The organism is Thermococcus fumicolans, from assembly GCF_055386755.1.
Map to the genome: position 1 here is coordinate 1,450,551 of NZ_AP042424.1, position 25,273 is coordinate 1,475,823.

Sequence of the window (25,273 nt, forward strand, 5' to 3'; positions counted from 1 at the left end):
GGGATCCCCATGAGGGCGGTGGCCTTCGTAGGCTTCAAGAAGAGCGGGAAGACAACAACGGTCGAGGCCGTCGCAAGGGTTCTGAAGGAGCGCGGCTACCGCGTGGCGGTAGCGAAGAGCATGCACGCCGACTTCGACCGAGAAGAAAGCGACACCTGGCGCTTCTCCCAGGTGGCCGATTCGGTTCTTGTGAGGGCAAACGACATTGACGCCCTCCTCTTCAGGGCTAAAGATATCAACGCCCTCTTCTCGATGGTGAACGCTGACTTCCTCCTCCTGGAGGGTTTTAAATCGATTCAGCACGTCCCCAAGGTCATCTGTGCGAGGGGCGAAGAGGACGTTAGGGAGCTTAACGACGGCCTTGCCATAGCGGTGAGCGGGGTCATAGCGGGGAACGGGGTCGGGAAGATCGAGGGCCTTCCTGTCATAGATGCGACTAAAGAGCCGGAAAAGCTCGCTGATCTCGTTGAGAAGCGCGCCTTCATGCTCCCGAACATAGACTGTGGCCTCTGTGGTTTCAAGTGCGCCGAGATGGCTAGGATGATAGTAAAGGGAGAAAAAACGCTCAAGGATTGCGTCGTGCTCAGCTCGAAGCCGAAGGTTACGGTCAAAATCGATGGCCAGGTTCTCCCAATGAAGGACTGGGTGCAGGAACTCGTCGAGAAGACGATAAAGGGCATGCTCTCGGCCATGAAGGGCTACCGCGAGGGGAGAAAGATCGAGATTGTGATGCGGGAGGACTAGACGGCTTTCACGGGGATTTCCTCCACTCTTCCATCCTTCAAGACGTACGCCCCATAGTTCCCCTTCCCGTCAACTATCAGCCACACCACCGGCCAGAGCTCCATCCCCCTCAAATCCCTCCCGCTCGGCCTCGGCGGGCACTTCAAATGGGAGTGAAAGATCCCAACCACCTCAAGTCCCTTCTCCTCGGCCTCCTCTATGGCCTCGACCATCTCAAGCGGCTCCATCTCGAACTCCGTTGGAGAGTTCAGCCTGTTCCTGATGAAGCGCACCTCCTCGACCCTGAACGTCTCCTCCTCCCGCCTCCCGAAGAGGAAGCCGCAGATCTCCACCCCACTACGGGCCGCGACAGTCAGGATCTCCGAGAGGAGTTCAGCGGGTATGGAAAGCCTCTCAACCTTCAAACCCCTCCCCCCACTTTCGGCTGTTGTGCCAGGATAGAGCTTAAATTTTGTCCATTCGTCCAAAAGTATCCCGTTAAGCTTATAAAGTTTGGACAAATGACAAAAGTTGCGGTGGTATCATGAAGTGGGCGGTCACCCTTCACGGAGGGGAACACCACGGAAGGAGGATAACCTTCGAGGCCGAAAACGCTGACATGGCCAGGAGGATAGCCCTCAGGGAGCTCAGGGAGAAGAACGCCAGGGTTTTTGAGCTGGAAAGAATCGAGTGACCCTTCTTCTGGAGCCCCGTTTTTATCCCACCCCTCTCCAACCCTAATGATCGGTCATGTTCATTCCCCTCAACATGATCATCCGTTCCCCTCCGATGTACGACTTTTGTGTTCATTAGCGAACACATACGAACGGCAAGGGTTTTAAGGTGTTCCCACTGCTTTTCACTTGCAGTGATACATTGGGGGTGATGCGATGCTAGCCAGAATCCTCTACTACCGCGAGAGCGAGATGCCCTGGGAGATAGTGGTTCCAGCTAACGACATAAAGAAGGCGGAAGAACTGGCAAGGGAGAAGATGCGCGAGTTCAAGGCCGTTGACTACGAGGTAGAGCTCATAGCTTAACGCTCCTCCCCTCCTCGACACCGCTGAAATAAGAAGGGGGAGTCAGCCCTCCCCCTCTATCTCTATTACCTTCACGTAGATTGGCATACCCGAGAGCTCCGAGTAGGTTCTCTCGGCGGCCTTTCTGGATCTGGCCAGCATGACGAAGGCAACGTCCCCTTTGTATTTCGCCTCCGTGAAGCTTATGATGTCTCCCCTCGCTATGCCGTAGCCTATAACCTTCCTGACCTCGTCCTCGTACCTGGGCACGAGCTTCTCCGGTATGCTCAGCAGTATCCCGTAGATCATCCTATCACCTCCCTTTCTTTTTCAAGACAGAGCAGGAAGAGGATCAACCCGATCCACGTGAGGACGAAGTAGAGCCAAATGTTCAGCAGGTGAAGGGGAACCGCTATTAACATCGCGAGACCTCCGGCCTTCCCGCATCCCCCGAGGTTCCTCGAAACGCGGTAAATGTAGTAAACCGCTGCCGTCTGGAGCGCCGTGAACGAGAGGTAAACCGACCACCAGATCACTGGTAAAACGCTGATCGGGGTTATTCCGAGGGTCTTCGCCCAGCCGGAAATCCCGAGGAGTATCTTGGCCCCGTAAAGGGGTATCGAAAGTCCAATGAAGACTGCGGATTTTCTCCATTCTTCACCGAGTTCCCTCCATTCCCTAGCGAGAAGCAGGAGAGGAACCATTGAGAGGGGATAAAGGTACATCATCAGAACGACCGCAAGAAAAACGAGAATCTCTTTTCTCCTCATCGGACCACCTCAGAGAATAGGAAAAGGAGGTTAAAAACCTAAGGGCATCAGCCCCTAGCCTGCTTGAACTGCTCCTGTATCTTTCTGTAGTACTCCATCGTCTCCTTGCTGACGCTCGGACCGATCTTCTTGAGGGCAGCCTCGAAGTCCTTCATGGTGACCTTGACCTTCTGCCTTATCTGGTCAGCCTTCATGCCGGGCCTTATGACCCCCTCCTGGAGCGCCCTGCGCATTGCCAGCATCGCGGCCTCTCTCACGACTGCCTCGATGTCGGCACCGGTGTAGCCCTCGGTCCTCTTCGCGAGTTCCTCGAGGCTCACATCCTCAGCCAGCGGGACCTTCCTGGTGTGCACCTTGAATATCTCCAGCCTGGCCTTCTCGTCCGGCGCTGGGACGAGTATCAGCCTGTCGAACCTTCCTGGTCTGAGCAGGGCAGGGTCGATGATGTCCGGCCTGTTAGTAGCGCCTATGACGACCACTCCGCTGTTCTCCTGTATTCCGTCCATCTCCGTCAGGAGCTGGTTGATGAGCCTGTCGGTGACCCTGTTGACGTCGGTTCCTCTTCTCGGAGCTATCGCATCAATCTCGTCGATGAATATCACCGTTGGAGCTGCCTGCCTGGCCTTCCTGAATATCTCGCGGATGTTCTTCTCGCTCTCGCCGACCCACTTGCTGAGCACTTCCGGACCCTTGATGGCTATGAAGTTGGCCTCGCTCTCGTTGGCGACGGCCTTGGCGAGGAGCGTCTTACCGGTTCCGGGCGGTCCGTAGAGGAGGATTCCCTTCGGCGGGGTGATTCCGAGTCCCTGGAAGGCCTCAGGGTACTTGAGCGGCCACTCCACAGCTTCGCGGAGCTCCTCCTTGACGTCCTCAAGGCCACCGATGTCGTCCCAGCGGACGTTGGGAACCTCCAGTAGGACTTCCCTGAGTGCTGAAGGCTCTATCATCTTCAGCGCCTCGTAGAAGTCCTTCCTGGTGACCTTCAGCTCTTCAAGCACTTCCTTGGGTATGTGCTCGGCCTCGAAGTCTATCTTGCCGTCCTTGATGAGCCTCCTGAGGGCAGCCATCGCGGCCTCTCTCGCTAGTGCCGCCAGGTCCGCTCCAACGAAGCCGTGAGTAACCTCTGCCAGCTCCTCGAGGAGGGCGTCGATAAGCTTGGCCTTGACCTCGTCGTAGAGCCTTTCGTCGGCCTCGCGGAGGGCCTTCTTTATCTCCTCCTCGTCCTTGGCGTTTTTGACCCTCATTATGGCCCTTTCGGCGGCATAGCGGTAGGTCTCGTTCCTCTCGAGCTCCTCGAGTATCTCGATGACCTTATCTCTCCTGAACTCAGGCTCGATGGGCATCCCCCTGGTGTGGATCTGGAGTATCTCCTTCCTTCCCTGCTTGTCCGGAACGCCGACCTCAAGCTCGCGGTCGAACCTTCCGGGCCTCCTGAGGGCCGGATCGATTGCGTCAGGCCTGTTGGTGGCACCTATGACTATGACCTTTCCGCGGCTCTTGAGACCGTCCATCAGCGTGAGCAGCTGGCTCACAACGCGCTTCTCGACCTCGCCGTGGGTCTCCTCTCTCTTCGGGGCTATAGCGTCAATCTCGTCGATGAAGATTATCGCCGGAGCGTTCTCTTCAGCCTCCTTGAAGACCTCCCTAAGCCTCTCCTCGCTCTCGCCGTAGTACTTGCTCATTATCTCGGGTCCGTTTATCGCTATGAAGTGTGCGTTCGCCTCGTTGGCGACGGCCTTCGCTAGGAGCGTCTTACCCGTTCCCGGTGGGCCGTAGAGCAGGACGCCCTTGGGCGGCTCGATGCCGAGCTTTTCGAATATCTCCGGGTGCTTGAGCGGGAGCTCGATCATCTCCCTGACCTTCTGGATGACGTCCTTGAGGCCGCCTATGTCCTCGTAGGTGACGCCTAAGGCAGCGGTCTTGCTGACCTCCTTAACCGGCTTCTCACTGACCTGGAAGTCAGTGAACTCGGTTATCTGGACGATCCCGGCTGGAGTGGTCGCGGTAACGACGAAGGTCAGCTCCTGACCGAGGATTCCGACCTTGATGTAGTCTCCCCTGACGACCGGCCTCCCGACGAGCCTGCTGTGGAACCACTCGACGAAGTCGCCTCCAAAGCGCATCGGCTCGGTCGGGGCAACGATGACCTTTTTAGCTTCTTTGACCTCGGCCTTCCTTATCGTAACCTCGTCGCCGAGACCAACGCCGGCGTTCTTCCTGAGGGTTCCGTCCATGCGGATTATGCCTAGTCCCTCGTCCTCGGGGTAAGCGGGCCAGACGACGGCCGCGGTGTTCTTGGTTCCGATTATCTCGATTATGTCACCGCTCTGGACGCCAATCTCGCGCATGGCTTTGCGGTCTATCCTGACTATTCCCCTACCAACGTCGCGCTGGTAAGCGGAAGCAACCTTAAGCTTAATCTCCCTCTTCTCGGCCATTTTTCACCACCTCCAAACTTCTCATGACCGATGATCGTGATTGTTTCCCTGATTTCAACCCAATCCCCGGCGGGGTTGAAAATAAACGAAAAAGCCGTCATTCAATCTTGACCTCGAAGCCCTCCTTGTCGGTCTTGGTGGGCTTCTTCTTGGGGATCTCGATCTCGAGGACGCCGTTGTTGTACCTCGCTTTGGCCTTCTCCGGGATGACTTCCTCGGGGAGCCTGATGACCCTCCTGTAGCCGCTGTAGTAGCGCTCGATCCTTATTGCTCCTTCCTGCTCAAGCTCCTTCTCGCGCTTTATCTGGGCCTCGAGGTAGACCGTGTCCTCGGTAACCCTGAGCTTGATGTCCTCCTTCCTGACTCCTGGCAGCTCGGCGGTTATGACGAACCTGTCACCGCGGTCGAAGATGTCAACGAAGGGCTCCCTCCAGGTCTCGCTGACGGCTACGCTCTCCTCGGGCTCGCGCCAGCCCCAGAGCCTCGGGCCGCGCATGACGTCCCTGAATATGGCGTCGATCTCCTCCTGAATCTCCCTCATCAGGTCGAAGGGGTCCCAGTAGCGGTCCCTCCTCCAGACCATCGGCACCACCTCCCGGTGCCTTTTTGGTTACCGTTAGTTACTAAAAGAGAAGGGTTTAAAAAGTTTTGCGTCTTTTAATGTGCATTGGTGACTAAAACCTGACCCGCTACAGCCTTAACTCAAACTCCCGCGGGATGGCTATGGCGTCGTAGCCGAAGCCCCGGAGGATTCTCGCGAACTCTTTCGAAAAGCCGTAGGCCGTGAAGATTTTCTCCGGCTTAACTCTCTCCACGATCCTCATCAGCTCCCAGAAGTCCGCGTGGTTGCTGAGCTTAAGCCCTCCAAATCCCGAAACCGTAAGCTCCCAGGGAGAAAGCGAGTTCTCGACCCTCGGAGAGCGGTAGGAGCGCAAAACTACGTCGCCGTCTTTATCAACGTTCCCGAACTCGACCCCGAACTTGGTGTAAACCCTCGCGACCTTAAGCATTGTTCTGCTCGGCCTCACCGTGTAACCGTGCAGCTCGAGTATCTTCATGACCTCCTGGGCTTTTCCGGTTTGATTAACGTAGAGGGTAGGCCTCTTTCCCCTGTCTAGAGCCTCCTCCACGAAGGCCACCAGCTTCTTTTCCGCTTCCCTCGGAGTGGGGAAGGTAAAGCCCGGAACGCCGAAGGTGGCCTCGATTACCAGAAAGTCCGCCCTCGGGAACCGGCTCTTCTCGGCGGTTCTGAGCTTATACCACTTCGTGTCGCCGGTGTAGAAGAGCGTCCCGTTTTCGAGCCAGAGCTTTATTCCGGCTGAACCTAGCATGTGACCCGCCGGGTAGAGCTTTGCCTTATAATCGCCGAGGTAGAAAGTCTTTCCGAACTCGATTTCCCTGTAAAAGCCGCCCTTCCGGAGGTGGCTGAGGTACTTGGTTGCCTTTGTCGCGAAGATGACCTCTCCACTGACGAAGTGGTCGGTGTGGGCGTGGCTCTGGAAGGCTATCCTTGAGGAGCTGTCGAGGCCGACTTTCCCGATTATCATTATTATTAAATACATCCCGGCCAATATAACCTTCCCGCCCGAAACCCTTAATTACATCCGTTTCGATAGCACTCTGGGTGTTGAGATGGAGACCTACATCATCGAGACGAGGGACCTGACGAAGTTCTTCGGCAAGAGAAACGTGGTTTACAACCTCAACCTCAAGGTTCCGAAAGGAGCTGTCTACGGCTTCCTCGGGCCCAACGGGGCCGGAAAGACAACCACAATTAAGATGCTCACGGGCGCGCTGAAGCCCACCTACGGCGAGATAAGAATTTTTGGCATGGATATGCCGCGCGAGAGGGTCGAAATCATGAGAAAGGTCGGTTACATGCCGGAAAAGCCTATAGCCTACGATGACATGACGATCTTTGAGTTTTTAACCTACATGGGGCGCCTCCTCGGGCTTAAAAAGGAAGAGGCAATAAAGCAGGCCAGGGAACTAATGGCGTACGCGGGGGTCGGAAAGCTGGCCTTTCACAGGATAAAGGAGCTCTCCAGCGGGCAGAGGCAGAGGACGATATTCGCGGCTTCCCTCCTTGGAGATCCAGATCTCCTCATTTTAGACGAGCCGACGAGCAACCTGGACCCGGTCGGGAGGATGGAGTTCATCGGGAAGGTCCTTGAGCTCGCCAAGTCCGGAAAGACGATATTCATAAGCTCCCACATCGTGAGTGAAATCGAGAGGACGTGCAACTACGTCGGGCTCATAAAGGACGGCCAGCTCATCGAGCAGGGCCGGGTGAGGGACCTCGTGAGAGTGGAGAGCACCGACTACGACGTCATGGTCTCGGACAACTCAAAGCTCCTAGACTTCCTCCGGGACAAGGTCTACGTCAGGGAAGTTTGGGAGGAGGAAGGCGTGGTCAGGGTCAGGCTCGACGAGAGGTTCTCGGAGAGATTTTTCCTCGAGGTCCCCCAGTTCATAGCCGGCGAAAAGCTCGCCCTCAAGCTCTTCAAACCCCACACGAGCCCCCTTGAGAGGATCCTCATGAAGCGCTTCAACGTGGGGTGGAAGGAATGAGCCTGAAAGGGCTTAAAGTCGAGAGGCTGTTCTCGTCCCCACTGTGGGTCGTCTTTTCCACCGAGGGCATAAAACTGCTCCGCTCAAGGAAGTTCAAGGCCCTACTGGTGATAACCCTGTTCCCATCTGTGATCTACCTCCTCAGTCCCAATCCGACCGGGGGCGGAGTGGAGGGCATGAGAAAGGCCTTTCAGGCTCTGATGCTCGACCTGCTCCCCAACTACTGGCTAGGGATAATAGGCCAGCTTATAATCATAATCCTCATGAGCGATCTCCTGGCGAGCGAGATAGACAGGGGGACGATAAGGCTTCTCCTCGCAAAGCCCCTCCGCCTCTCGGAGCTCGTAGCGGCCAAGTTCCTCGCCGGATTGGGCACCCTGGTGCTCCTGTTTGGGGTTCCCTACGTGGTGATCTGGCTCTACAATCCAGTCGTTTACGGAGCTGGAGTTAGTGGGCTCGAGAAAGGCTTTGGCGATCTCCTCTACGTTCTGGGTGTAACGGCCCTTCTAGGGGCCAGTATAGGGGCACTCTCAATGCTCCTATCAGTTGTTCTCAGCCGTCCACTTTACGCCTCCCTCGCTACCTTCGGCCTGCTCTTCCTGCTCCAGTTCCTCATACCCCAGATCCCCTACATCAGCAACCCCGAAAGCTACACCCTCGGCTACAGGGCGGTTCTCCTCCTCAGGGGCGGGTTTCACGAGGTTGACCTTTCGAGGTTCCATGGAAGTCCTGAGCACACCGCCATTTTCTTCGGGCTGTTAACCGCCCTCCTACTGGCGATAACATGGGTCGTCCTAGAGAGAAGGGAGTTCCCCGATTGATGGACAATTTATCCAATATCAAGCCAGGTCTTTCGCTATGTAAAAGGTTTTTATACTCCGGTGCCCAAATAGGGCCAGGTGGTAGGCATGACCTTCGATAAGGAGAAGCTCGCGAAGATTAGGGAGGAGGGGAAGCGCTGGGAGGAAACGACCGTCAAAAAGTTCATCGAGAGGAGGCCCGAGAGAAAGGAGAAGTTCATGACGGACGACGGTTTTGAGATAAAGCGCGTTTACACCCCCGCTGACCTCGGTGAGGATTGGGACTACATGGAGAAGCTCGGCTTCCCGGGTGAGTATCCCTTCACCCGCGGTGTTTACGCTACCATGTACCGCGGCCGCTTCTGGACGATGAGGCAGTACGCCGGCTTTGGAACCGCCGAGGAGAGCAACAAGCGCTACAAGTACCTCCTCAGCCAGGGGCAGACGGGTTTGAGCGTCGCCTTTGATTTGCCCACCCAGATAGGCTACGACTCCGACCACCCGATGAGCGAGGGTGAGGTCGGTAAGGTGGGCGTCGCTATTGACTCCCTCTGGGACATGCGCGTTCTCTTCGACGGGATCCCGCTCGACAAGGTCTCAACTTCGATGACCATCAACTCCACAGCGGCAAACCTCCTCGCCATGTACATCCTGGTTGCGGAGGAGCAGGGCGTTAAGCCGGAACAGCTCCGCGGAACGGTCCAGAACGACATCCTGAAGGAGTACATAGCTCGCGGCACCTACATCTTCCCGCCCCAGCCGAGCATGCGGCTTACCACGGACATCATAATGTACTGCGCCGAGAACGTCCCCAAGTGGAACCCGATAAGCATAAGCGGTTACCATATCCGCGAAGCTGGAGCAAACGCCGTCCAGGAAGTTGCGTTCACCCTCGCGGACGGTATCGAGTACGTCAAGGCGGTCATAGACAGGGGCATGGACGTTGACAAGTTCGCCGGAAGGCTGAGCTTCTTCTTCAACGCCCACAACAACTTCCTTGAGGAGATCGCCAAGTTCAGAGCGGCCAGAAGGCTCTGGGCCTACATCATGAAGGAGTGGTTCAACGCCAAGAACCCGCGCTCGATGCTCCTGCGCTTCCACACCCAGACTGCCGGCTCAACCCTCACCGCCCAGCAGCCGGAGAACAACATCGTTAGGGTTGCAATTCAGGCTTTGGCAGCAGTTCTCGGCGGAACCCAGAGCCTGCACACCAACTCCTACGACGAGGCCCTCTCGCTCCCGACCGAGAAGAGCGTTAGGATAGCTCTGAGGACGCAGCAGATCATCGCCTACGAGAGCGGCGTCGTTGACACAATTGACCCTCTCGGCGGAAGCTACTACATCGAGTGGCTCACCGACCACATCTACGAAGAGGCCCTCAAGTACATCGAGAAGATCCAGAAGATGGGCGGCATGATGAGGGCCATTGAGCGCGGCTACATCCAGAAGGAGATAGCTGAGTCGGCTTATAAGTTCCAGAAGGAGGTCGAGGAGAAGAAGCGCATCATCGTTGGAGTAAACGAGTTCGTCATAGATGAGCCTCTCGACGTCGAGATACTCAAGGTCGACCCGAGCATAAGGGACAAGCAGATCGAGAGGCTGAAGAAGCTGAGGAGCGAGCGCGACAGCAAGAAGGTGGAAGAAGCCCTCGACAAGCTCAGGAAAGCGGCAGAAACCGAGGACGAGAACCTCATGCCCTACATCATCGAGGCCCACAGGCACCTCGCGACCCTCGGCGAGGTCACCGACGTTCTGAGGGAAGTTTGGGGCGAGTACCGCGCTCCCCTAATATTCTGACCCCCTGTTTATCCCACCTTTTTTGAGTTTCAAGGTTCCACAAAAAAGCTTAAAAAAGGGTAGCGGAAGGAACGTTAGGCATTCACGGTAACATAACTAAACCCGGAGGTGTGCTCATGGCGAGAAACAAGCCGCTTGCAAAGAAGCTGAGGCTCGCTAAGGCCGCAAAGCAGAACAGGCGTGTTCCAGTTTGGGTGATAGTCAAGACCAACAGGAAGGTCATGACCCACCCCAAGAGGAGGATGTGGAGAAGGACCAAGCTTAAGGAGTGAGGTGGTTTAGATGATCAAGGCCGGTCAGGAGGTTGTGTTCGTAGTCCCGATCAAGAAGATAAAGAAGCGCGTTCCAAGGTGGAAGAGGGCACCCAGAGCGGCCCGCTTCGTCCGCGAGTGGATAGCTAGGCACGCCAAAGCGGAGGAGGTCATAATAGGCAACGACGTCAACGAGAAGATCTGGGAGCGCGGCGCTGAGAAGCCCCCGAGCAAGCTCCGCGTTAAGGTTGTTGTTGAGGAGAAGGAAGGCAAGAGGGTGGCCAAGGTCTCCCTCGCATGACCCTTTCCTTTTGCGAGGGGTTGAGCGATGCACATAGAAAGGCTCGATTTTGAGAACTCACCGTATCTCGGCGTATACGGCCTTGCTACCGATAAGGTAGTCCTGGTTAGGGAGGGTTTGGGAGAGAAGAAGCTCTCCGTCCTCGAAGAGGTTCTCAAGGTTCCCGTTATAGAGACCAGCGTTATGAAATCCCGCATAGTCGGGATATTCGCCGCTGGAAACTCCAACGCGATAATCCTGCCGTGGTACGTCTGGGACGCAGAGGTGGACGGCATAAACTCCAGACTCAGGGAACACGGGATCGATCTCGAGGTGGTTCCGTTCAAGAGCACCCTGACGGCATTCGGCAACCTCGTCCTGGCCAACGACAGGGCTGCACTCGTAAGCTCGAAGTTCAGCCGGGAGGAGGCCAAACAGCTTGGGGAGATACTCGGGGTCGAGGTCGAGAGGGGGATGATAGGCGACTACCACGCCGTTGGCAGCGCCGGCGTGGTCACCAACAGGGGCGGCCTGGTTCACCCCGAGGCCACAGACGAGGAGCTCGAGTGGCTCCGCGACCTGTTCAAAGTCGACGTCTACGTTGGAACCGCCAACATGGGCGTTCCGTTCGTCGGTTCATGCATGCTCGCCAACTCCCACGGTGTCGTCGTTGGACACCAGACCACTGGACCCGAGATAGTTAAGATTGAAGAAGCGTTGGGTTTCCTTGACTGATGATGGAGGTGTGAGGGATGGAGGTTAAGGTCTTCCGCGTTAAGGGCGTCTTCGAGAAGAACGGGAGGAAAGAGCGCTTTACCAAGGAGTACCGCGGCCTCAAGGAAGAGCACGTCGTCGAGCTCGTTTACTCCGAGATCGGAAGCAAGCACCGCGTTCCGAGGACCAAGATAAAGATCGAGGGCATCGAGGAGATAAAGCCCGAAGAAGCCGAGGACATGGTGGTAAGGAGGCTCAGCCTCGAACTTTGATTTTTATTCCAAAACTTTTTAAGCCGCCCTTCTTACTAATTCAAGTGGTCACAATGGATGGGGAGGAGCTTTACTACGCCGGCAGGGTGCTCTGGGTCGTCAAGACTGGTAATGCCGTTTACGGAAGGGTTCTCGGGGAATACCCCTACACTGTGGAGATAGGGCTCAAAGACAACTCCACTCGCTGTACCTGTCCAAAGGGAGGCTCCTGCGAACACGTGGAGGCTGTGAAGTTCGCCTTCGAGAGGGGCTTTTACTTCGAGTGCCCGGAAGGGGGTGAGGTGTTCCCAGAGGCCTGCGCCCTCTCGATGCTTGAATCCGTTCCCCAGCTGGCCCTCGAAGTCGTGATAAAGGAGCTAAGGCACGCTCTTGAGACCGACGAGAGCGGTAGTCTGAGTGCAGAGCTCTTCTTCAAATCCTTTAAACTCCTCAAAAAGGTGAGAAACAGGAGAAAACTGGCCGCTGTTGAGGCTCTTCTCGATGAATACTCCTCTGTCTTTCCGGATTATCAACTCACAGAAAGGCTTAAATCTGAGTTCCAACGTTTGAAAGTTGAGATGTAATTGGGCCACAGCGCTTTGAGCCAGAGGGTGGGAAAATGAAGGCGATATACAAGGAGATGTGCCCAAACTGTTCTGGGAGGATCTCCGACGAGAGGCTTGTAAGTAAGAACCCCTGCGATGAGTGCCTTGATAATCCCGTTCACGCTGATTCCTATTTTGAACTCGTTACGGCAGTTAGAAACGCCCTGCAGGTTAAAGGCACGCTGAAGGAGTGGGAGAGGATCTATTCCCTCGAGAAGAACCTCCGCGAGATCGAGTCCTTCTTCGAGAGGGCGACTGGCTTCACCTTCTGGAGCGCCCAGAGGACGTGGGTGAAGCGTCTTTTGAAGGGGAGGAGCTTCTCCATCATAGCCCCTACCGGAATGGGCAAGAGCACCTTTGGCGCCTTCATGGCCGTCTGGCATGCAACGAAGGGCAGGAAGAGCTACATAGTCGTCCCGACGACGCCGCTGGTCATTCAAACCGTGAGGAAAATCCAGAGCATAGCCGAGAGGGCAGGCGTTGAGATTAACTTAGCGTACTACCACGGCAACCTCCGGAAGAAGGAGAAGGAGGAGATGCTGGGGAAGATAACCAGCGAGGACTACGATATCCTCGTCACCAGTGCCCAGTGGATGGCCAGGAAGTTCGACGAGGTTCTCAAGGGCAGGCACTTAGACTTCATCTTCGTGGACGACGTCGATGCCTTCCTCAAGGCGAGCAAGAACATAGACCGCTCCCTCTATTTGCTCGGCTTCAACGACGAGGTCATTCAGAAGGCCTGGGAGATAATCAGGCTCAAGAAGCAGATGTCAAAATACCTCAACGGCCGCGCCCAGGACAGGGAAGAGAGGCTCAAGGAGCTCAACACGGAGATATCGAAGCTCCAGCGCGAGATTGAGGAGTTCAAATCGAAGAACGACATCGGCATCATGATCATCGCCTCCGCAACCGGAAGCGCGAGGGGCGACAGGATAAAGCTCTACCGCGAGCTCCTCGGCTTCGAGGTTGGTTCCGGAAGGAGCGCGCTCAGAAACGTCGTCGACAGCTACCTGAAGCCGACCAAGGACATCAAGGAGCACGTGGAAGAACTCCTGACGATGCTCGGAAGGGGCGGGATAATCTTCACGCCCATTGACCAGGGACTTGGCTACGCCGAAGAACTCGTTAACTATCTCCGCGAGCGCGGCTTCAAGGTTGAACTCGTCAGCTCGAAAAACAGGAAAGCGATAGAGCGCTTTGAGAACGGCGAAGCCGACTACCTCGTCGGTTCCGCTACATACTACGGTTCCCTCGTCAGGGGACTCGATCTGCCCCACCTCATACGCTACGCGGTCTTCACTGGCGTGCCGAAGTTCAGGTTTTCGATAGACCTCGAGAGGCCGACCATATACAGGGCTTTGGGATTGCTCAGCGAGATAATGGACTTTCTGAGCGACGAGGACAGGAAGCAGGCCGAAAAGCTCCACGCCCGCTTGAGGAGACTCATAAGGAACATACCGCAGTTTGAACTGCTGAAAATAGAAGAGGCCCTGGCCGAAGGGCTTCCCATAGAGAACGAGTTCCACAACCACGTTTTGGGAGTCTTCCGCGAGCTGGTTGAGTTCCTCAGGAAAGCCCTCCACGACGAGAAGGTTCTGAAGAAGCTCGCCGAGGACCCCTTTGTGAGCCTGACGGAGGAAGGCGGCAAGTGGTACATTGAGATTCCGGACGTCAGAACCTACATCCAGGCCACTGGGAGGACCAGCAGGCTCTTCGCCGGCGGAATCACCAAGGGACTGAGCGTGCTAATAGTCGACAACGAGAAGGTCTTCAACGGCCTGCTCAGGCAGATGCGCTGGCGCTTCACCGAGTTCAAGATGGTTCCCTTCGAGGAGCTTGACCTCGACGAGGTGCTGAAACAGATTGACGAGGACAGGGAGAAAGTCAGGCTGGTGATGGAGGGCAAGATAAGCGCCAAGGTGAAAGACCTCGTTAAATCAGCCCTCATGATAGTGGAGAGCCCGAACAAGGCCAGAACCATAGCGAACTTCTTCGGCCAGCCGAGCAAGACGAGGATAGGCGACCTTGTTGCCTACGAGGTCAGCATTGGAAACATGATGCTGACGATTTTGGCAAGCGGCGGGCACATGTTTGATCTCGTGACGAATGAAGGCTATCACGGCGTCCTGATCGACGAGAAGGACGGCATGATGAGGTTCATCCCGGTCTACGACACCATAAAGCGCTGCCGCAACTGCGGCCATCAGTTCGTTGACTGGGAGAACAAAGGGGTTTGCCCGCGCTGTGGTTCAACTAACGTTCGCGACGCCCTCGACAACGTCAAGGCAATGCGCGAGCTGGCCCAAGAGGTGGACGAGATCCTCATCGCCACCGATCCAGATACCGAGGGTGAGAAGATAGCCTGGGACATACGGAACGTGCTGAGCCCGTACACCCCAAACATCAAGCGCATAGAGTTCCACGAGGTAACGAGGCCTGCCATAATGCGCGCCATCCAGGAGGCAAGGGACGTCAACGAGGGCAGAGTAAACGCCCAGATCGTGAGGAGAATAGAGGACAGGTGGATAGGCTTCGAGCTGAGCCAGGAACTCCAGCGCGTCTTTGAAAACAGGAACCTCTCCGCCGGAAGGGTCCAGACTCCGGTCCTCGGCTGGATAATCGAGAGGTATAAGGAGTTCAGCGAGAGCGAGACCTACTTCCTCGGCTTAACCCTTGAGAACGGCCTTCAGGTGACGGTTGAGATAGGCAAGGACGGAAAGGATGTCGAGCCTCCCGAGTACGTCACGGTTGAAGAAGTTCAGCTCGAGGAGAAGGAGTTCAACCCATCCCCACCTTACACCACCGATGCCATGCTGAAGGATGCCTCGACGTTCCTGAAGCTTTCCGCACCGGAGACGATGCGCTTGGCGCAGGACCTCTTCGAAATGGGTCTGATCTCTTATCACCGCACAGACTCAACCCACGTCAGCAACACCGGAATAGAGGTCGCCAAGGAGTACATAACCCAGGAGGTGGGGGAGGAGTACTTCAAGCCGAGGCCTTGGGGCGAGGAGGGAACGCACGAGGCCATAAGGCCGACGCGACCGATAGACACCGGTCGTTTAATGCAGCTCGTCCGCGATGGCGTTATCCAGCTCCCCAGGAACCTCACGAGGAACCACTACAGGCTCTATGACATGATATTCAGGCGCTTCATGACCAGCCAGATGAAATCTGCGAAGCTCCTCATGGAGAGGGCGGTTATCAACGCTGGCGTTGGGAAGGCGGAGCTCGAGGGCTACGTCGAAGTTATCGAAGACGGCTGGACTAAGTTGCGTTCGCCGCCCTTCAGGCAGCTCCCGAGGCTTGAGGCAGGTTCAAAGCTAAAGGTCGTCGAGGCCAAGAAGTGGAAGGCGCCCAAGGTTTCCCTCTACAGCCAGGGCGACATCATAGCACTCATGAAGGAGCGCAAGATAGGCAGGCCCTCGACCTATGCGAAGATAGTCGAGACGCTGATAAAGCGCTACTACGTCCTCGAGACCCGCGGGAGGAAGAAGCTCGTCCCAACGGACAAGGGGATAAAGGTCTACCACTACCTCATAACCAAGTACAAAGACCTCGTCAGCGAGGAGAAGACGAGGGCACTCGAGGAGAAGATGGATCTCATCGAGGAGAACCAGCTGGACTACTTGGACGTTCTAAACGAGCTCTACAGGGAAATACTCTGCGAGGTTAAAGGGGCCAAGTGCTGAGCCCATCTTTTCTATTCCCGTTGAGGGCATGGCAGTATGGTCACTGAGTGATGCTATTCTCCTAACCGAAAACCTTTAAAGTAGCATAAGCGGTGTAGTAATAGTGTTGCATGTCCGTGCAACTCGGATAAGATCCCCAAAAGTTATGGGGATTATCCATCAAGCATTGGTTCCAACACCGATGCCCGTAAGGAAAAAACTTATATGTCCCTGAATCGGATATATATCTAAGCAGATCTTGGTGGTGGTAAAGATGGTGAAGGACAGGATGGTAGAGCTCCTGCAGGAGCACTTTGAGTTGAACCTCTACGAGGCAAGGGCGTACGTGGCTCTGGTCGGCTTCGGCGTCCTCACCCCTGCCGAGCTGGCTAGCGTCTCAGAGGTTCCAGCACCAAGGACCTATGACGTCCTCAGGAGCCTCGAGAAAAAGGGCTTCGCCATAAGCCAGCCGGGCAAGGTCAACAAGTACAGGCCCGTTCACCCGGAGAACATCCTCGAGAAGTTCATCGAGGAGTGGCAGGAGCGCGTTGCCGAGGAGCTTGAGGCCAAGAAGAAAGCTAAGGAAGAGCTCCTTGAGCTCATGACCCCGCTCATCGAGACTGAGATTCCGAAGTACGGCGTCGAGAGGGTTTGGGTCGTTAGGGGCATAAGGAACGCCACCCTGAAGACCAAGGAGATGTTTGAGAGCGTTCAGGAGAAGATCCTCCTCGCCGACGACGGCTACATAGCGGCCAACCTCGAGAAGGACATCATCGCCGCCGTTGACAGGGGCGTTAAGGCCCAGATAATCGTTGCCGAGAACCTTCTCCCGAGGCTCAAGACGTCAAAGCTCATGGACTACGCCAAGAAGGGCAAGATCGAGCTCAAGGTTCTCGACAAATTCGAGCTTCCGATGCTCATCTGCGACGACGAGGTCTTCTTCGCCCTCGAGGACATGGCCGCTCGCTACTTCAACTACGAGACCCAGATATGGATCAAGGACTTCCGCGTCAGGGCCCTATTCGAGGGCAAGTTCAACGAGTACTGGAAGAAGGCCAAGAAGGCCTGATTCCCCTTTCCTTTTAATAAATTGTAAGAAAAGCCGTCAAACGTACTTGAACTCCTCTTCCTCTGGCCTCTTCTCCCTGATCTTCCAGTAGATCTTGCCGCCCCTCTCAAAGCTCTCGACCTTCCCCTGCTCGGCGAACCTGAGCAGGTACCTCCTGACCTCCATCTCAGGTATTCCCGTCTCCTTGCTTATCTCCTCGGTGGTCTTTTCCCCACCACTGAGGGCCTCCAAGACTTTGCGGTTCTTCATTCCCCTCCCTCCAGCTTCCGGTACTTCTGAATCAAATCTATTATCTTCTCCATCGCACTTAAGTGTTTCTCAAGCTCGGCCACGTCACTGGGCAGGGATTCCGCCAGCTCGTTCAGCTTCTCCATGAGCCTCTCCTCAACGCCCCTAATCCGCTCCGCCCTCTTCTTTGCCCTGTACTCGCAGACCGGGCAAAAAACCCTCCCGTTCTTTTCGAAAAGCGGCGATCCGCATTTGGGGCAGTGTTTGTCGAGCATCTTGGCCCCTGAGAGCATAAGGGGCATTATAACGTTCCTGATTTCCTCCTCTGTGGGACCGACCATCACTTCACCCCCCTCAAAGCCGAGAAGACTTCGATCAGGGCCTTCCTCCCAAGCTTTGACCTCCTGACCCTGTCGGAGACTTCGGCCAGATCGAAGGCCTTGACCTCGAACCTCTCCTTTATCCCCCCTATCAACTCGAGGAGTTCCTCCAGGGTCAGCTCGCCGTGCTGGAACCTGGCTATCCTGTACTCGGGACGCAGGACGTCCAGATCCACCGTTAGGTATACCTCCTTCCCGAGGTACTTCTCGACGTCATCGAGAACGCCCTCAACGCCGTGGTTGGCCAGGTTGACGTAGCTCCTCCACTTCCCCCTTACTTTCCTCGTCCTGGGCAGGGCAGGGTATACCCTGACCCTCCTCGTCCAGAGGTTCGTTCTCTGTGTTGTCGGGATCATTAGAACAGGCCCAACCACAGCCGCCTTCTCCACCTTTCTTTCCTCCAACGCGTACGCCAGCCATGAGCCGTGATCCAAATAGTCATGGAGGAGGTCCGTGTGGGCGTCGACGCTGATAAGAGACCCCGGCTTAAACCTCGAAACTATTGAGTAAGTCGCCAAGTGTTCCCCAAGGACGTAGCAGCAATCGGGCTTTAATTTCTCGGCCAGGGAGCTAACAGTCCTGGCATCGATCCTTTCAACCTCGTCTTCCTCGATCAAACCCTCCCTAAGGAGGAGCTTCAAAGCGTACTCTACCCCTTCCCTGTTGGGCCTCTCCCCGAACGGAATGAAGGTCACCATTTCGCATCCCGGAGGAAGTCGGGTGCGTTTCTTTTAAAGTTAAACGGGAAACTTTTTAAAGTCACATCGGGATAAAAACGCGGGCGATGGCGTCCGCCCGGGCTTCGAGCCGAACCGCCCTCATGGGCTGATGACGCCTGTTCTCCGCTAGAGAACTTGGGAGGCGGTAGAATGGGCTCGAAGCTTTACGAGCTGGGACGCTACGTTAATGTGAAGGGCATTCTGGACTACGTCGAGGAGAGGCGCCACAATGACGGCGGCTACTGCTTCGTGAGCGTTCTGGACGATACAAACGTGAACGACACTTACTACGCCGTCAAAATCCACGACCTCCTTGGATTGGAGGTCCCGGACGGGGAGAAGACGGTGGAGTTCTTCGAGAGGGCAATTCAGCCCCAGACCGCGGTGGTTGCAATAGCGATGGCCCTCGAGGGTCTGGCGCTACTGGGGGCGAAGGACGTCGCGATGGAGCACGTCGATATAGTCTTCACGAAGTACAACCCGCTCGAAGGCAAGTTCGCCGTCGGTCTCGGCGGCAGCGAGGAGTTCGGAACGGCAACGCCTCTTGAAGCCACGTACTGGGTGGTCAAGGCCTTTAAGGCCATCGGGCATCGCTTCTCGGACGAGGAAAAAGAAGCCATCAGGAAGTTCGTCATGCGCTTCAGAAACGGGAACGGCTACGGGGTGAAGCAACCGACGACAACGATGACCTACCAGGCACTCTACACCCTCCACACGCTCGGGTACAGACCGCCAAGGAGCCCCCACTTCAGGAACTGCGAGCTCTGCGGCGACTGGGGCGGCTTTACCGAGGTTCCCTACAGCCTCCCCCCGTACCTTGAGCCGACCTTCTACGCGACCAGGGGTCTTGAGCTCCAGGGCGAGACCCCAACCTGCCCCAGGAGGCACGTATGGTTCATTCGTCAGCTCCAGAATCCCAACGGCGGCTTCAGGCGCTCCCTAGAGCTGGGCATCTCAAACTTCCAGAACACGTACAGGGCACTGGCGGTGGTCGATTCGATGGTTCCTTACCTCTAAACCCCAAGTGGTCAAAATGGACCTCATAGGACTGCACCTTAAGGACGCCATCGAACGTAGGGGTTGTCCAGTCTGCAGGATCCTGGAGGACTTCGAGGATCGGGAGATGGACACGATACTCTACGAGCACGTTAACGATCCCAAGGTAAGGGAGAAGTTCAAGGAGAGCCTGGGGCTCTGTCCCTATCACGCTTGGAAGCTGCTGAAAACGGCCTACTCTAACCCCCTCTACGGCGGACTGGGAGTGGCGATGATATACGAACACATGCTCGGGGTTTACTTGGACTCGCTGGAGCGCAGAGAGGAGTACAGGGAGGGAAAGTGTCACCTCTGCAAACTATTAGAAGAGAAGGAGAGGCTGACCATTGAGGCTCTAGCCGATAGGCTGGAGGAGCTGATGGAGACGTACGAAACGTCAGAGGCGGTACTCTGCAAGAGGCACTACGAGATGCTGATGACCGAGCTTAGAGAAAGGCCGGAGGTCATGGAGAGACTTCGCGACGTACAGATAAGGAAGTTACGGCTCCTGAAAAAGAGACTGAACGGCTTTATCGACAAGTTCGACTACAGAAGTCATGAGAAGCCCAGCGATCGGGAGGTAGCGGCGGTTAAGGGCACAGTAGAGGCCTTAAAGGGCCTGCCACTGCCCCTACCCACGACGGGAAAAGGAAAGGGGGCGCGCAGAATTGTTCTCAGGTGGAAAGTTTGAGCTCACAGTTTCCCTGGAGGAGTTTAAGAGAATAAAACGCAGGGCCAAGGATCTCGGCAAAAACCCGGAACTCGAAATGCTTGAGGAAACCCTCATGGCCTTAAGGTACATGTACCTGAAGGAGCGCACAACTGAGCTCAAGAAAAAGCTTGAGGAGATGCAGGAGCACTATAGATCCCTGCTGGAATTCAAAGAGAGGGCCGAGAGAGACAAGGAGTACCTCATGGGCGTCCGCCTTGAGCTGAGTCGGGAGAACCGCGAACTTGAGGAGGAAGTTGGGAAATGACCGTCAGCGTTACGGTACGGGCTGGCAGGTTCAAACGCCTCAAGATTGATTTCAGCGACGAAACTTTCTCCCAAATACAAAGGCTCGCCAAGAAGTACGGCTTCAGAACCGACGAGGCCCTAAAAATACTGCTTCTAGGTGATTTTCTGGACGAAAACGTTAATGAAAAGGGGCTGGAACACCTCGAGGCCCGGTTGGAGGATCTTGAAAGGGAACTCTACGAGCTCGAGGGCAAGTGGTCACCCTTAAAGTTCAAGACCTATTACCTGGCCATGGACAACCAAAACCTGGCCATACAGATATCCGCTATGATAGCGCAGAACAAGAGGCTCAGGGAGAGACTCGGAAAGCCCCGGCCAGACTATTCAAAAATCGAGAGCCTGATCCACTACTACCTCCAGTTCTCGGGAAAAACATAAAAAGGCTCCCCTGGATCCCCGGCAGGTGATGACATGGAAGGCAGAATAGCAGTGGCCATCGCAATCGGCGGTGCCCTGGGGGCCTTGGCGAGATTCTACTTGTCCGGCGTAGCCCCCGTTTACAGGGACTTCCCGGTCGGAACACTCATCGTCAACAGCATCGCCAGCTTCATACTCGGCTACCTTTACGGGCTCCTGTTCTGGGGAATAGACGTTCCCTCCGATTGGAGGGCCTTCTTCGGAACCGGCTTCTGCGGTGCATTAAGCACGTTCTCCACGTTCTCCTATGAAACCTTCTCCCTCCTCCGGGAGAGGGAGTACGTTATTGCTGGCCTGAACATAGCGGCAAACGTTATAATCACGATATCCCTAGTATTCCTGGGCTTTCTGGCCGCCCGGAGGTGAAAGTATGGTTGAAGTTGAACACTGGAACACCCTCCGCCTTAAAATCTACATAGGAGAGAACGACCGCTGGAATGGACGGCCCCTCTACAAGGCCATAGTGGAGAAGCTCCGCGAGATGGGCATTGCTGGCGCGACCGTCTACAGGGGCATCTACGGTTTTGGAAAGAAGAGCCGCGTTCACTCCGGCGACGTCTTAAGGCTCTCAACCGATCTGCCCATCGTAATTGAGGTGGTTGACAGGGGGTACAAGATCGAGAAGGCCATCTGCGAGATAAAGCCCATGATAAAGGACGGAATGATAACGGTCGAACCCGTCATCGTGGTGTGGGTGGGAACGAAGGAGGAAGTCAAGAGGTTCGAGGAAGACGCCGTCAGGGAGGTTGAGTTGTAAATCTTCCATATTTCTGGAAAATTCACGGCATTCTATTGAAATAGCCACAACTTTTCGCGAAAACTTTATATAGGATTACGGCGAAGATAGATCAAGCGGGTGCCCCCTGCCCTTGAATAAGTCGGTTGAATCAGGGATAAAATAGCCGCCGACCCTCCGGGTGGAATAAGTTTCGTTTTCAACGTTTTCAAATTTTGTCGGCAGTTAACAAACGTACAACCGTTACTTTGAATAATGCCCATCGAAAAATTAATAAGTTGTCATATCACAACCTGTTAATGAGCGAGCGCGCTGCTGGTACCAGCGGTGATGCGGTTATGATAGAACTCGACTTCGAGGTTCCTATATCCAAGGTGAATAAAGTCATGGATCCCATTATGAATAAGGGGCTCTTTCTTAGGTGGGTTCTCTACAACGAGCACAGGGAAACGGTCGCCGTCAGGGCAGTGGTCCCAGAGGGCGAGCTTGAGGAAACCCTCTTCTGGATCTCCAAATCCTACGGGGATGCCCTCGAGATAACCGTTGTCACGGACGAGAGCGGTTTTAAGTCAATAGACCAGGCCTTCCTCAACGCCGTCCATCTGGGGGACAAAACATACCCCATAGTCGTTCTAATGCAGTACGGTCCAGAGACCGGCCCCTACCTCCCGGCGAAGATCACGGTGATAACGAGCGCCGAGTTCCCCGTTGATTCTCTGAGTGGGGTTCTGAGATCTAGATTCGGCGCACTCGGCTTTGACGAGGATCTGCCCCGGAAGACGGTGCACAGAAACGCCCTAACGAGAATAGTGATCACCCCGTGAGGGGCGTTTTTATTTTTAATTTGGCATGAAGGATAAGTCTTAAAAATATCCCGGGGTAACGAGTGACCATGGGGTTTGCCTCGTATGAGCACATAAAGCTCGGGGCCGAGATCATTGCTTTCACCGCCCTAACGCTAGTCGTGGTCTTGTTCTTCAAAATCAGGCCGTGGCTTCGCAGAACCTTCACCGAAAGCAACGTACGAAATCTCGCGATAGGCGTTCTGATATTCTGGGCGGGCTACTTGGTCAACGTTATGAACGACGTGGTAAAGACCGAGTTCATGAAGGTCTTTGACGACGTTCTCGTGGCTGTTGGCCTCGCGTGGGTACTGTTTGCCCTGAGACCATTCTACTGGGAGGTCAAGATAAGGATCGAGCCGACAAAGGTGGTGAACGGTACGAAGTCCATTGAGAGCGGGGCCTATCTAGTCCGCCCAGAGGCTCTGCTTGAGGGGATTCATCAGCTCCTCGGTGGCTTTAAGGTGATCGCGGCCGCGAGGAAGCCCGAACTTTTCCGGAAATACGGCATACCCGTGCTCTGGATAACGACGGTGAACGGTGAGAACACCATAGAACCCACCCGGCTTGCTCCGCTGCTCCACTACCTCGTCCAGCGTGCCGATCAGGACACGGTGGTCGTTTTAGAGGGGGTGGAATATCTGATACTGGAGAACGGTTTTGAGACCTTCTTCAAGTTCCTAACGGCCCTCAAAGACAACATCACGGCCAAAGGGGCGTCTCTGATCGTTGTCCTTGACCCAAAGAGCCTAACCGAGAAGGAGCTGAAGCTCCTGGAAAGGGAACTGACGTGGCTTTTCTGATCGCCAAAAACCTTTAGAGGATCCGAGGATTACTTACATCGGTGACCCGGATGCTCCATCACGTTAAGCTTATCCACGCCACGAAGAGCCGGAAGCTCGTCGGAAAGAAGATCGTTCTGGCAATCCCCGGGAGTATAGCGGCAGTCGAGTGCGTCAAGCTCGCGCGGGAATTGATACGGCACGGTGCAGAGGTTCACGCGGTCATGAGCGAGAACGCCCAGAAAATAATCCATCCATACGCTATGGAGTTCGCCACCGGCAACCCAGTCGTGACGGAAATAACGGGCTTCATCGAGCACGTTGAGTTAGCGGGAGAGCACGAGAACAAGGCCGACTTAATCCTCGTCTGCCCGGCAACGGCCAACACCATCGGGAAGATAGCCTGCGGCATAGACGATACTCCGGTTACGACCGTTGTAACGACCGCCTTCGCCCACACGCCGATAATGATAGCCCCGGCAATGCACTCGACGATGTACGAGCACCCGATTGTAAAGGAGAACATCGAGAAGCTCAAAAAGCTCGGCGTTGAGTTCATAGGGCCCCGCTTTGAGGAGGGCAAGGCGAAGGTGGCTTCAATTGACGAGATAGTCTACCGCGTCATCAAAAAGCTCTACAGAAAAGACCTCGCTGGAAAGCGCGTTCTCGTCACAGCGGGCGCGACGAGGGAGTACATAGACCCGATACGCTACATAACCAACGCGAGCAGCGGGAGAATGGGCGTTGCTATAGCTGAGGAGGCCGAACTGAGGGGTGCAGAGGTTACGCTCATAAGGACGAGGGGCAGCGTTCCAAGCTTCGTTGAGAACCAGATTGAGGTCGAGACGGTAGAGGAGATGCTCGAGGCGATAGAAAGAGAGCTGAAGGCAAAGAGGTACGACGTCGTAGTTTTAGCGGCGGCCGTAAGCGACTTCAGGGTAAAGGAGAAGGCAAAGGTGAAGATAAAGAGCGGGAAACCCCTGACGCTCGAGCTCGAGCCTACGCCTAAGATAATCGACCGCGTCAAGAAACTGCAGCCGAGCGTTTTCCTCGTCGGCTTCAAGGCCGAAACCGGGCTGAGCGAGGAGGAGATGATAAACGCGGCCAGAAAGCAGATCGAGAGGGCAGGAAGCGATCTGGTTATTGCCAACACCCTAAGGGCATTTGGAAGCGAGAAGAACGAGGTTCTTCTGGTCACGCGTGATTCCGCGAAGAAGCTTCCTAAGATGGGCAAGCGCGAACTCGCAGAGAGGCTCTGGGACGAGATCTTGGACCTATTCCCCTGAGGAATTTTCTATTTTTTGAACGCTCACTCCCCCAGAAACGAACGATTTTCGAAACCCTTGGGGGTTGGGAATTCCTTTGTAAAATTCCGGCCCCCATAACCTTTCGTTTTAAACCAAAAGGTTCATATCCTCCCCGGTCCCACATCCCCCGGTGGTTCTCATGAGGAGGATAGGGATAATAGGAGGAACTAGTCCGGAGGCCACTTGTTATTACTACAAGAAATACCTGGAGATAAGCAGGGAGAAGTTCGAGCCCTACGTCTTCCCCGAGCTGATAATCTACTCCATAAACTTCAAGGAGTTCATCCACAACCCGAACGGCTGGGAGGGGAGGAAGGAAATACTCATAAAGGCCGCGAAAGCCCTTGAAAGGGCCGGGGCCGAGATCATATCGCTCTCAGCCAACACGCCCCACATAGTGTTCCCGGACGTTCAGAGGGCCGTGAACGTCCCGATGGTCAGCATAATCGACGCTCTCATAGAGGAGATGAAGCGCAGGGACGTTAAGAAGGTTCTCCTCCTCGGAACCAAGACGACGATGACGGCGGAGTTCTACAAAAACGCCCTCCGCGAGGCGGGCTTTGAAGTGGTAACGCCGAGCGAGGAGGAGATGGACGAGCTCCACAGGATAATCACGGAGGAGCTCATGTTCGAGAACTTCGCCAGCAGGGACTGGGTGATCGACCTCATCAACCGCTACGCCGGGGAGGGCATCGAGGGGGTCATCCTGGGCTGCACCGAGCTTCCGCTGGTTGTTAAGCCGGGCGACGTTCCGGTTGAGGTCTTCGACACCGTTGAGATACACGTGAGGAAGCTCATAGAAGTGGCGAGCGAGTGATTTTTAAGCTCATCTTCTTTCCCTTCACCCGGT

The 25,273-nt window shown here is 55.5% G+C and carries 32 protein-coding genes and 1 riboswitch; of the genes, 23 read left to right on the forward strand and 9 right to left on the reverse strand.

Annotated features, from left to right (window positions below; all coding sequences use genetic code 11):
* Positions 1 to 9: 9 nt before the first annotated feature.
* Complete coding sequence (locus ACZ5AM_RS08075; protein WP_464914496.1) at positions 10 to 744, forward strand: molybdopterin-guanine dinucleotide biosynthesis protein MobB; 735 nt, start codon at positions 10 to 12, stop codon at positions 742 to 744.
* Here ACZ5AM_RS08075 and ACZ5AM_RS08080 read toward each other — a convergent pair.
* Positions 741 to 1,148, reverse strand: a complete 408-nt coding sequence (locus ACZ5AM_RS08080) for a M67 family metallopeptidase (RefSeq protein WP_464914497.1) — start codon at positions 1,146 to 1,148, stop codon at positions 741 to 743. The genes ACZ5AM_RS08075 and ACZ5AM_RS08080 overlap by 4 nt on opposite strands.
* A 119-nt stretch (positions 1,149 to 1,267) precedes the next feature.
* On the opposite strand from ACZ5AM_RS08080, the gene ACZ5AM_RS08085 reads away from it, so the two are divergent.
* Together ACZ5AM_RS08085 and ACZ5AM_RS08090 are read left to right on the forward strand one after the other, a co-directional pair.
* Positions 1,268 to 1,417 carry a hypothetical protein gene (locus ACZ5AM_RS08085; RefSeq protein WP_464914498.1) on the forward strand — a complete coding sequence of 50 codons (150 nt, stop codon included), beginning with the start codon at positions 1,268 to 1,270 and terminating at the stop codon, positions 1,415 to 1,417.
* Positions 1,418 to 1,613: 196 nt separating this feature from the next.
* Positions 1,614 to 1,763: a hypothetical protein gene (locus ACZ5AM_RS08090; protein WP_464914499.1), complete on the forward strand. Its 150-nt coding sequence runs from the start codon at positions 1,614 to 1,616 to the stop codon at positions 1,761 to 1,763.
* A 42-nt stretch (positions 1,764 to 1,805) separates the two neighbouring features.
* Here ACZ5AM_RS08090 and ACZ5AM_RS08095 read toward each other — a convergent pair whose 3' ends face one another.
* The 5 genes from ACZ5AM_RS08095 to ACZ5AM_RS08115 form a co-directional block, all read right to left on the reverse strand.
* Positions 1,806 to 2,051 (reverse strand): hypothetical protein, encoded by a 246-nt coding sequence (locus ACZ5AM_RS08095; RefSeq protein WP_464914500.1) that lies wholly within the window; start codon positions 2,049 to 2,051, stop codon positions 1,806 to 1,808.
* Positions 2,048 to 2,512: a transposase gene (locus ACZ5AM_RS08100; RefSeq protein ID WP_464914501.1), complete on the reverse strand. Its 465-nt coding sequence runs from the start codon at positions 2,510 to 2,512 to the stop codon at positions 2,048 to 2,050. The genes ACZ5AM_RS08095 and ACZ5AM_RS08100 overlap by 4 nt, the downstream gene beginning before the upstream one ends.
* A 47-nt stretch (positions 2,513 to 2,559) precedes the next feature.
* Positions 2,560 to 4,950: a CDC48 family AAA ATPase gene (locus ACZ5AM_RS08105; protein WP_464914502.1), complete on the reverse strand. Its 2,391-nt coding sequence runs from the start codon at positions 4,948 to 4,950 to the stop codon at positions 2,560 to 2,562.
* A 97-nt stretch (positions 4,951 to 5,047) separates the two neighbouring features.
* Complete coding sequence (locus ACZ5AM_RS08110; RefSeq protein WP_464914503.1) at positions 5,048 to 5,533, reverse strand: Hsp20/alpha crystallin family protein; 486 nt, start codon at positions 5,531 to 5,533, stop codon at positions 5,048 to 5,050.
* A gap of 106 nt (positions 5,534 to 5,639) precedes the next feature.
* Positions 5,640 to 6,497, reverse strand: coding sequence for an MBL fold metallo-hydrolase (locus ACZ5AM_RS08115; protein WP_464914504.1), 858 nt, complete (start codon positions 6,495 to 6,497; stop codon positions 5,640 to 5,642).
* An 85-nt stretch (positions 6,498 to 6,582) separates the two neighbouring features.
* Between ACZ5AM_RS08115 and ACZ5AM_RS08120 the strand changes: the two genes are divergently transcribed.
* From ACZ5AM_RS08120 to trmBL2, 10 genes are all read left to right on the forward strand, one after another.
* Positions 6,583 to 7,521: an ABC transporter ATP-binding protein gene (locus tag ACZ5AM_RS08120; protein ID WP_464914505.1), complete on the forward strand. Its 939-nt coding sequence runs from the start codon at positions 6,583 to 6,585 to the stop codon at positions 7,519 to 7,521.
* Positions 7,518 to 8,342 (forward strand): ABC transporter permease, encoded by an 825-nt coding sequence (locus ACZ5AM_RS08125; protein ID WP_464914506.1) that lies wholly within the window; start codon positions 7,518 to 7,520, stop codon positions 8,340 to 8,342. Before ACZ5AM_RS08120 ends, ACZ5AM_RS08125 begins: the two co-directional genes overlap by 4 nt.
* Positions 8,343 to 8,429: 87 nt before the next feature.
* Positions 8,430 to 10,118, forward strand: a complete 1,689-nt coding sequence (locus tag ACZ5AM_RS08130) for an acyl-CoA mutase large subunit family protein (protein ID WP_464916071.1) — start codon at positions 8,430 to 8,432, stop codon at positions 10,116 to 10,118.
* Positions 10,119 to 10,234: 116 nt separating this feature from the next.
* A complete protein-coding gene (locus tag ACZ5AM_RS08135; protein WP_012572069.1) occupies positions 10,235 to 10,390 on the forward strand; it encodes a 50S ribosomal protein L39e in 156 nt (51 codons plus the stop codon).
* A 10-nt stretch (positions 10,391 to 10,400) separates the two neighbouring features.
* The gene (locus ACZ5AM_RS08140; protein WP_464914507.1) at positions 10,401 to 10,670 is read left to right on the forward strand and encodes a 50S ribosomal protein L31e; all 270 of its coding nucleotides are present in this window, start codon (positions 10,401 to 10,403) and stop codon (positions 10,668 to 10,670) included.
* A 27-nt stretch (positions 10,671 to 10,697) separates the two neighbouring features.
* Entirely contained in the window at positions 10,698 to 11,384 is a 687-nt protein-coding gene (locus tag ACZ5AM_RS08145) for a translation initiation factor IF-6 (protein ID WP_464914508.1), read from the forward strand.
* Between the two features lie 17 nt (positions 11,385 to 11,401).
* Positions 11,402 to 11,635, forward strand: coding sequence for a 50S ribosomal protein L18Ae (rpl18a, locus tag ACZ5AM_RS08150; protein ID WP_464914509.1), 234 nt, complete (start codon positions 11,402 to 11,404; stop codon positions 11,633 to 11,635).
* A gap of 53 nt (positions 11,636 to 11,688) precedes the next feature.
* Positions 11,689 to 12,198, forward strand: a complete 510-nt coding sequence (locus ACZ5AM_RS08155; protein WP_464916072.1) for an SWIM zinc finger family protein — start codon at positions 11,689 to 11,691, stop codon at positions 12,196 to 12,198.
* Positions 12,199 to 12,233: 35 nt separating this feature from the next.
* Entirely contained in the window at positions 12,234 to 15,911 is a 3,678-nt protein-coding gene (gene rgy / locus ACZ5AM_RS08160) for a reverse gyrase (protein WP_464914510.1), read from the forward strand.
* A gap of 253 nt (positions 15,912 to 16,164) precedes the next feature.
* Positions 16,165 to 16,959: an HTH-type transcriptional regulator TrmBL2 gene (trmBL2, locus tag ACZ5AM_RS08165; RefSeq protein ID WP_464914511.1), complete on the forward strand. Its 795-nt coding sequence runs from the start codon at positions 16,165 to 16,167 to the stop codon at positions 16,957 to 16,959.
* 36 nt (positions 16,960 to 16,995) lie between these two features.
* On the opposite strand, the gene ACZ5AM_RS08170 is transcribed toward trmBL2, so the two are convergent.
* The 3 genes from ACZ5AM_RS08170 to ACZ5AM_RS08180 are packed head-to-tail and all read right to left on the reverse strand — an operon-like array spanning position 16,996 to position 18,265.
* Complete coding sequence (locus ACZ5AM_RS08170; protein WP_464914512.1) at positions 16,996 to 17,208, reverse strand: FaeA/PapI family transcriptional regulator; 213 nt, start codon at positions 17,206 to 17,208, stop codon at positions 16,996 to 16,998.
* Positions 17,205 to 17,528, reverse strand: a complete 324-nt coding sequence (locus ACZ5AM_RS08175) for an Sjogren's syndrome/scleroderma autoantigen 1 family protein (protein ID WP_464914513.1) — start codon at positions 17,526 to 17,528, stop codon at positions 17,205 to 17,207. Before ACZ5AM_RS08175 ends, ACZ5AM_RS08170 begins: the two co-directional genes overlap by 4 nt.
* Positions 17,528 to 18,265: an arginase family protein gene (locus ACZ5AM_RS08180; protein ID WP_464914514.1), complete on the reverse strand. Its 738-nt coding sequence runs from the start codon at positions 18,263 to 18,265 to the stop codon at positions 17,528 to 17,530. Before ACZ5AM_RS08180 ends, ACZ5AM_RS08175 begins: the two co-directional genes overlap by 1 nt.
* A 73-nt stretch (positions 18,266 to 18,338) precedes the next feature.
* Positions 18,339 to 18,412: riboswitch (Fluoride riboswitch) on the forward strand.
* A 24-nt stretch (positions 18,413 to 18,436) separates the two neighbouring features.
* On the opposite strand from ACZ5AM_RS08180, the gene ACZ5AM_RS08185 reads away from it, so the two are divergent.
* The 10 genes from ACZ5AM_RS08185 (at position 18,437) to ACZ5AM_RS08230 (ending at position 25,240) form a co-directional block, all read left to right on the forward strand.
* Entirely contained in the window at positions 18,437 to 19,303 is an 867-nt protein-coding gene (locus ACZ5AM_RS08185) for a prenyltransferase/squalene oxidase repeat-containing protein (protein WP_464914515.1), read from the forward strand.
* 16 nt (positions 19,304 to 19,319) lie between these two features.
* A complete protein-coding gene (locus tag ACZ5AM_RS08190) occupies positions 19,320 to 20,012 on the forward strand; it encodes a DUF6062 family protein (protein WP_464916073.1) in 693 nt (230 codons plus the stop codon).
* Positions 19,990 to 20,298 carry a hypothetical protein gene (locus tag ACZ5AM_RS08195; RefSeq protein WP_464914516.1) on the forward strand — a complete coding sequence of 103 codons (309 nt, stop codon included), beginning with the start codon at positions 19,990 to 19,992 and terminating at the stop codon, positions 20,296 to 20,298. The genes ACZ5AM_RS08190 and ACZ5AM_RS08195 overlap by 23 nt, the downstream gene beginning before the upstream one ends.
* Entirely contained in the window at positions 20,295 to 20,717 is a 423-nt protein-coding gene (locus ACZ5AM_RS08200; RefSeq protein ID WP_464914517.1) for a hypothetical protein, read from the forward strand. Before ACZ5AM_RS08195 ends, ACZ5AM_RS08200 begins: the two co-directional genes overlap by 4 nt.
* Positions 20,718 to 20,750: 33 nt before the next feature.
* Positions 20,751 to 21,122, forward strand: a complete 372-nt coding sequence (crcB, locus tag ACZ5AM_RS08205; protein WP_464914518.1) for a fluoride efflux transporter CrcB — start codon at positions 20,751 to 20,753, stop codon at positions 21,120 to 21,122.
* Positions 21,123 to 21,126: 4 nt separating this feature from the next.
* The gene (locus ACZ5AM_RS08210; RefSeq protein ID WP_464914519.1) at positions 21,127 to 21,513 is read left to right on the forward strand and encodes a DUF190 domain-containing protein; all 387 of its coding nucleotides are present in this window, start codon (positions 21,127 to 21,129) and stop codon (positions 21,511 to 21,513) included.
* Positions 21,514 to 21,791: 278 nt separating this feature from the next.
* Entirely contained in the window at positions 21,792 to 22,316 is a 525-nt protein-coding gene (locus ACZ5AM_RS08215) for a hypothetical protein (RefSeq protein ID WP_464914520.1), read from the forward strand.
* A 68-nt stretch (positions 22,317 to 22,384) separates the two neighbouring features.
* A complete protein-coding gene (locus ACZ5AM_RS08220) occupies positions 22,385 to 23,137 on the forward strand; it encodes a DUF835 domain-containing protein (protein ID WP_464914521.1) in 753 nt (250 codons plus the stop codon).
* A 50-nt stretch (positions 23,138 to 23,187) separates the two neighbouring features.
* On the forward strand, positions 23,188 to 24,402 hold the full coding sequence (gene coaBC, locus ACZ5AM_RS08225) for a bifunctional phosphopantothenoylcysteine decarboxylase/phosphopantothenate--cysteine ligase CoaBC (protein WP_464916074.1): 1,215 nt from the start codon (positions 23,188 to 23,190) through the stop codon (positions 24,400 to 24,402).
* A gap of 160 nt (positions 24,403 to 24,562) precedes the next feature.
* Positions 24,563 to 25,240 carry an aspartate/glutamate racemase family protein gene (locus ACZ5AM_RS08230; protein ID WP_464916075.1) on the forward strand — a complete coding sequence of 226 codons (678 nt, stop codon included), beginning with the start codon at positions 24,563 to 24,565 and terminating at the stop codon, positions 25,238 to 25,240.
* Positions 25,241 to 25,273: the final 33 nt, after the last annotated feature.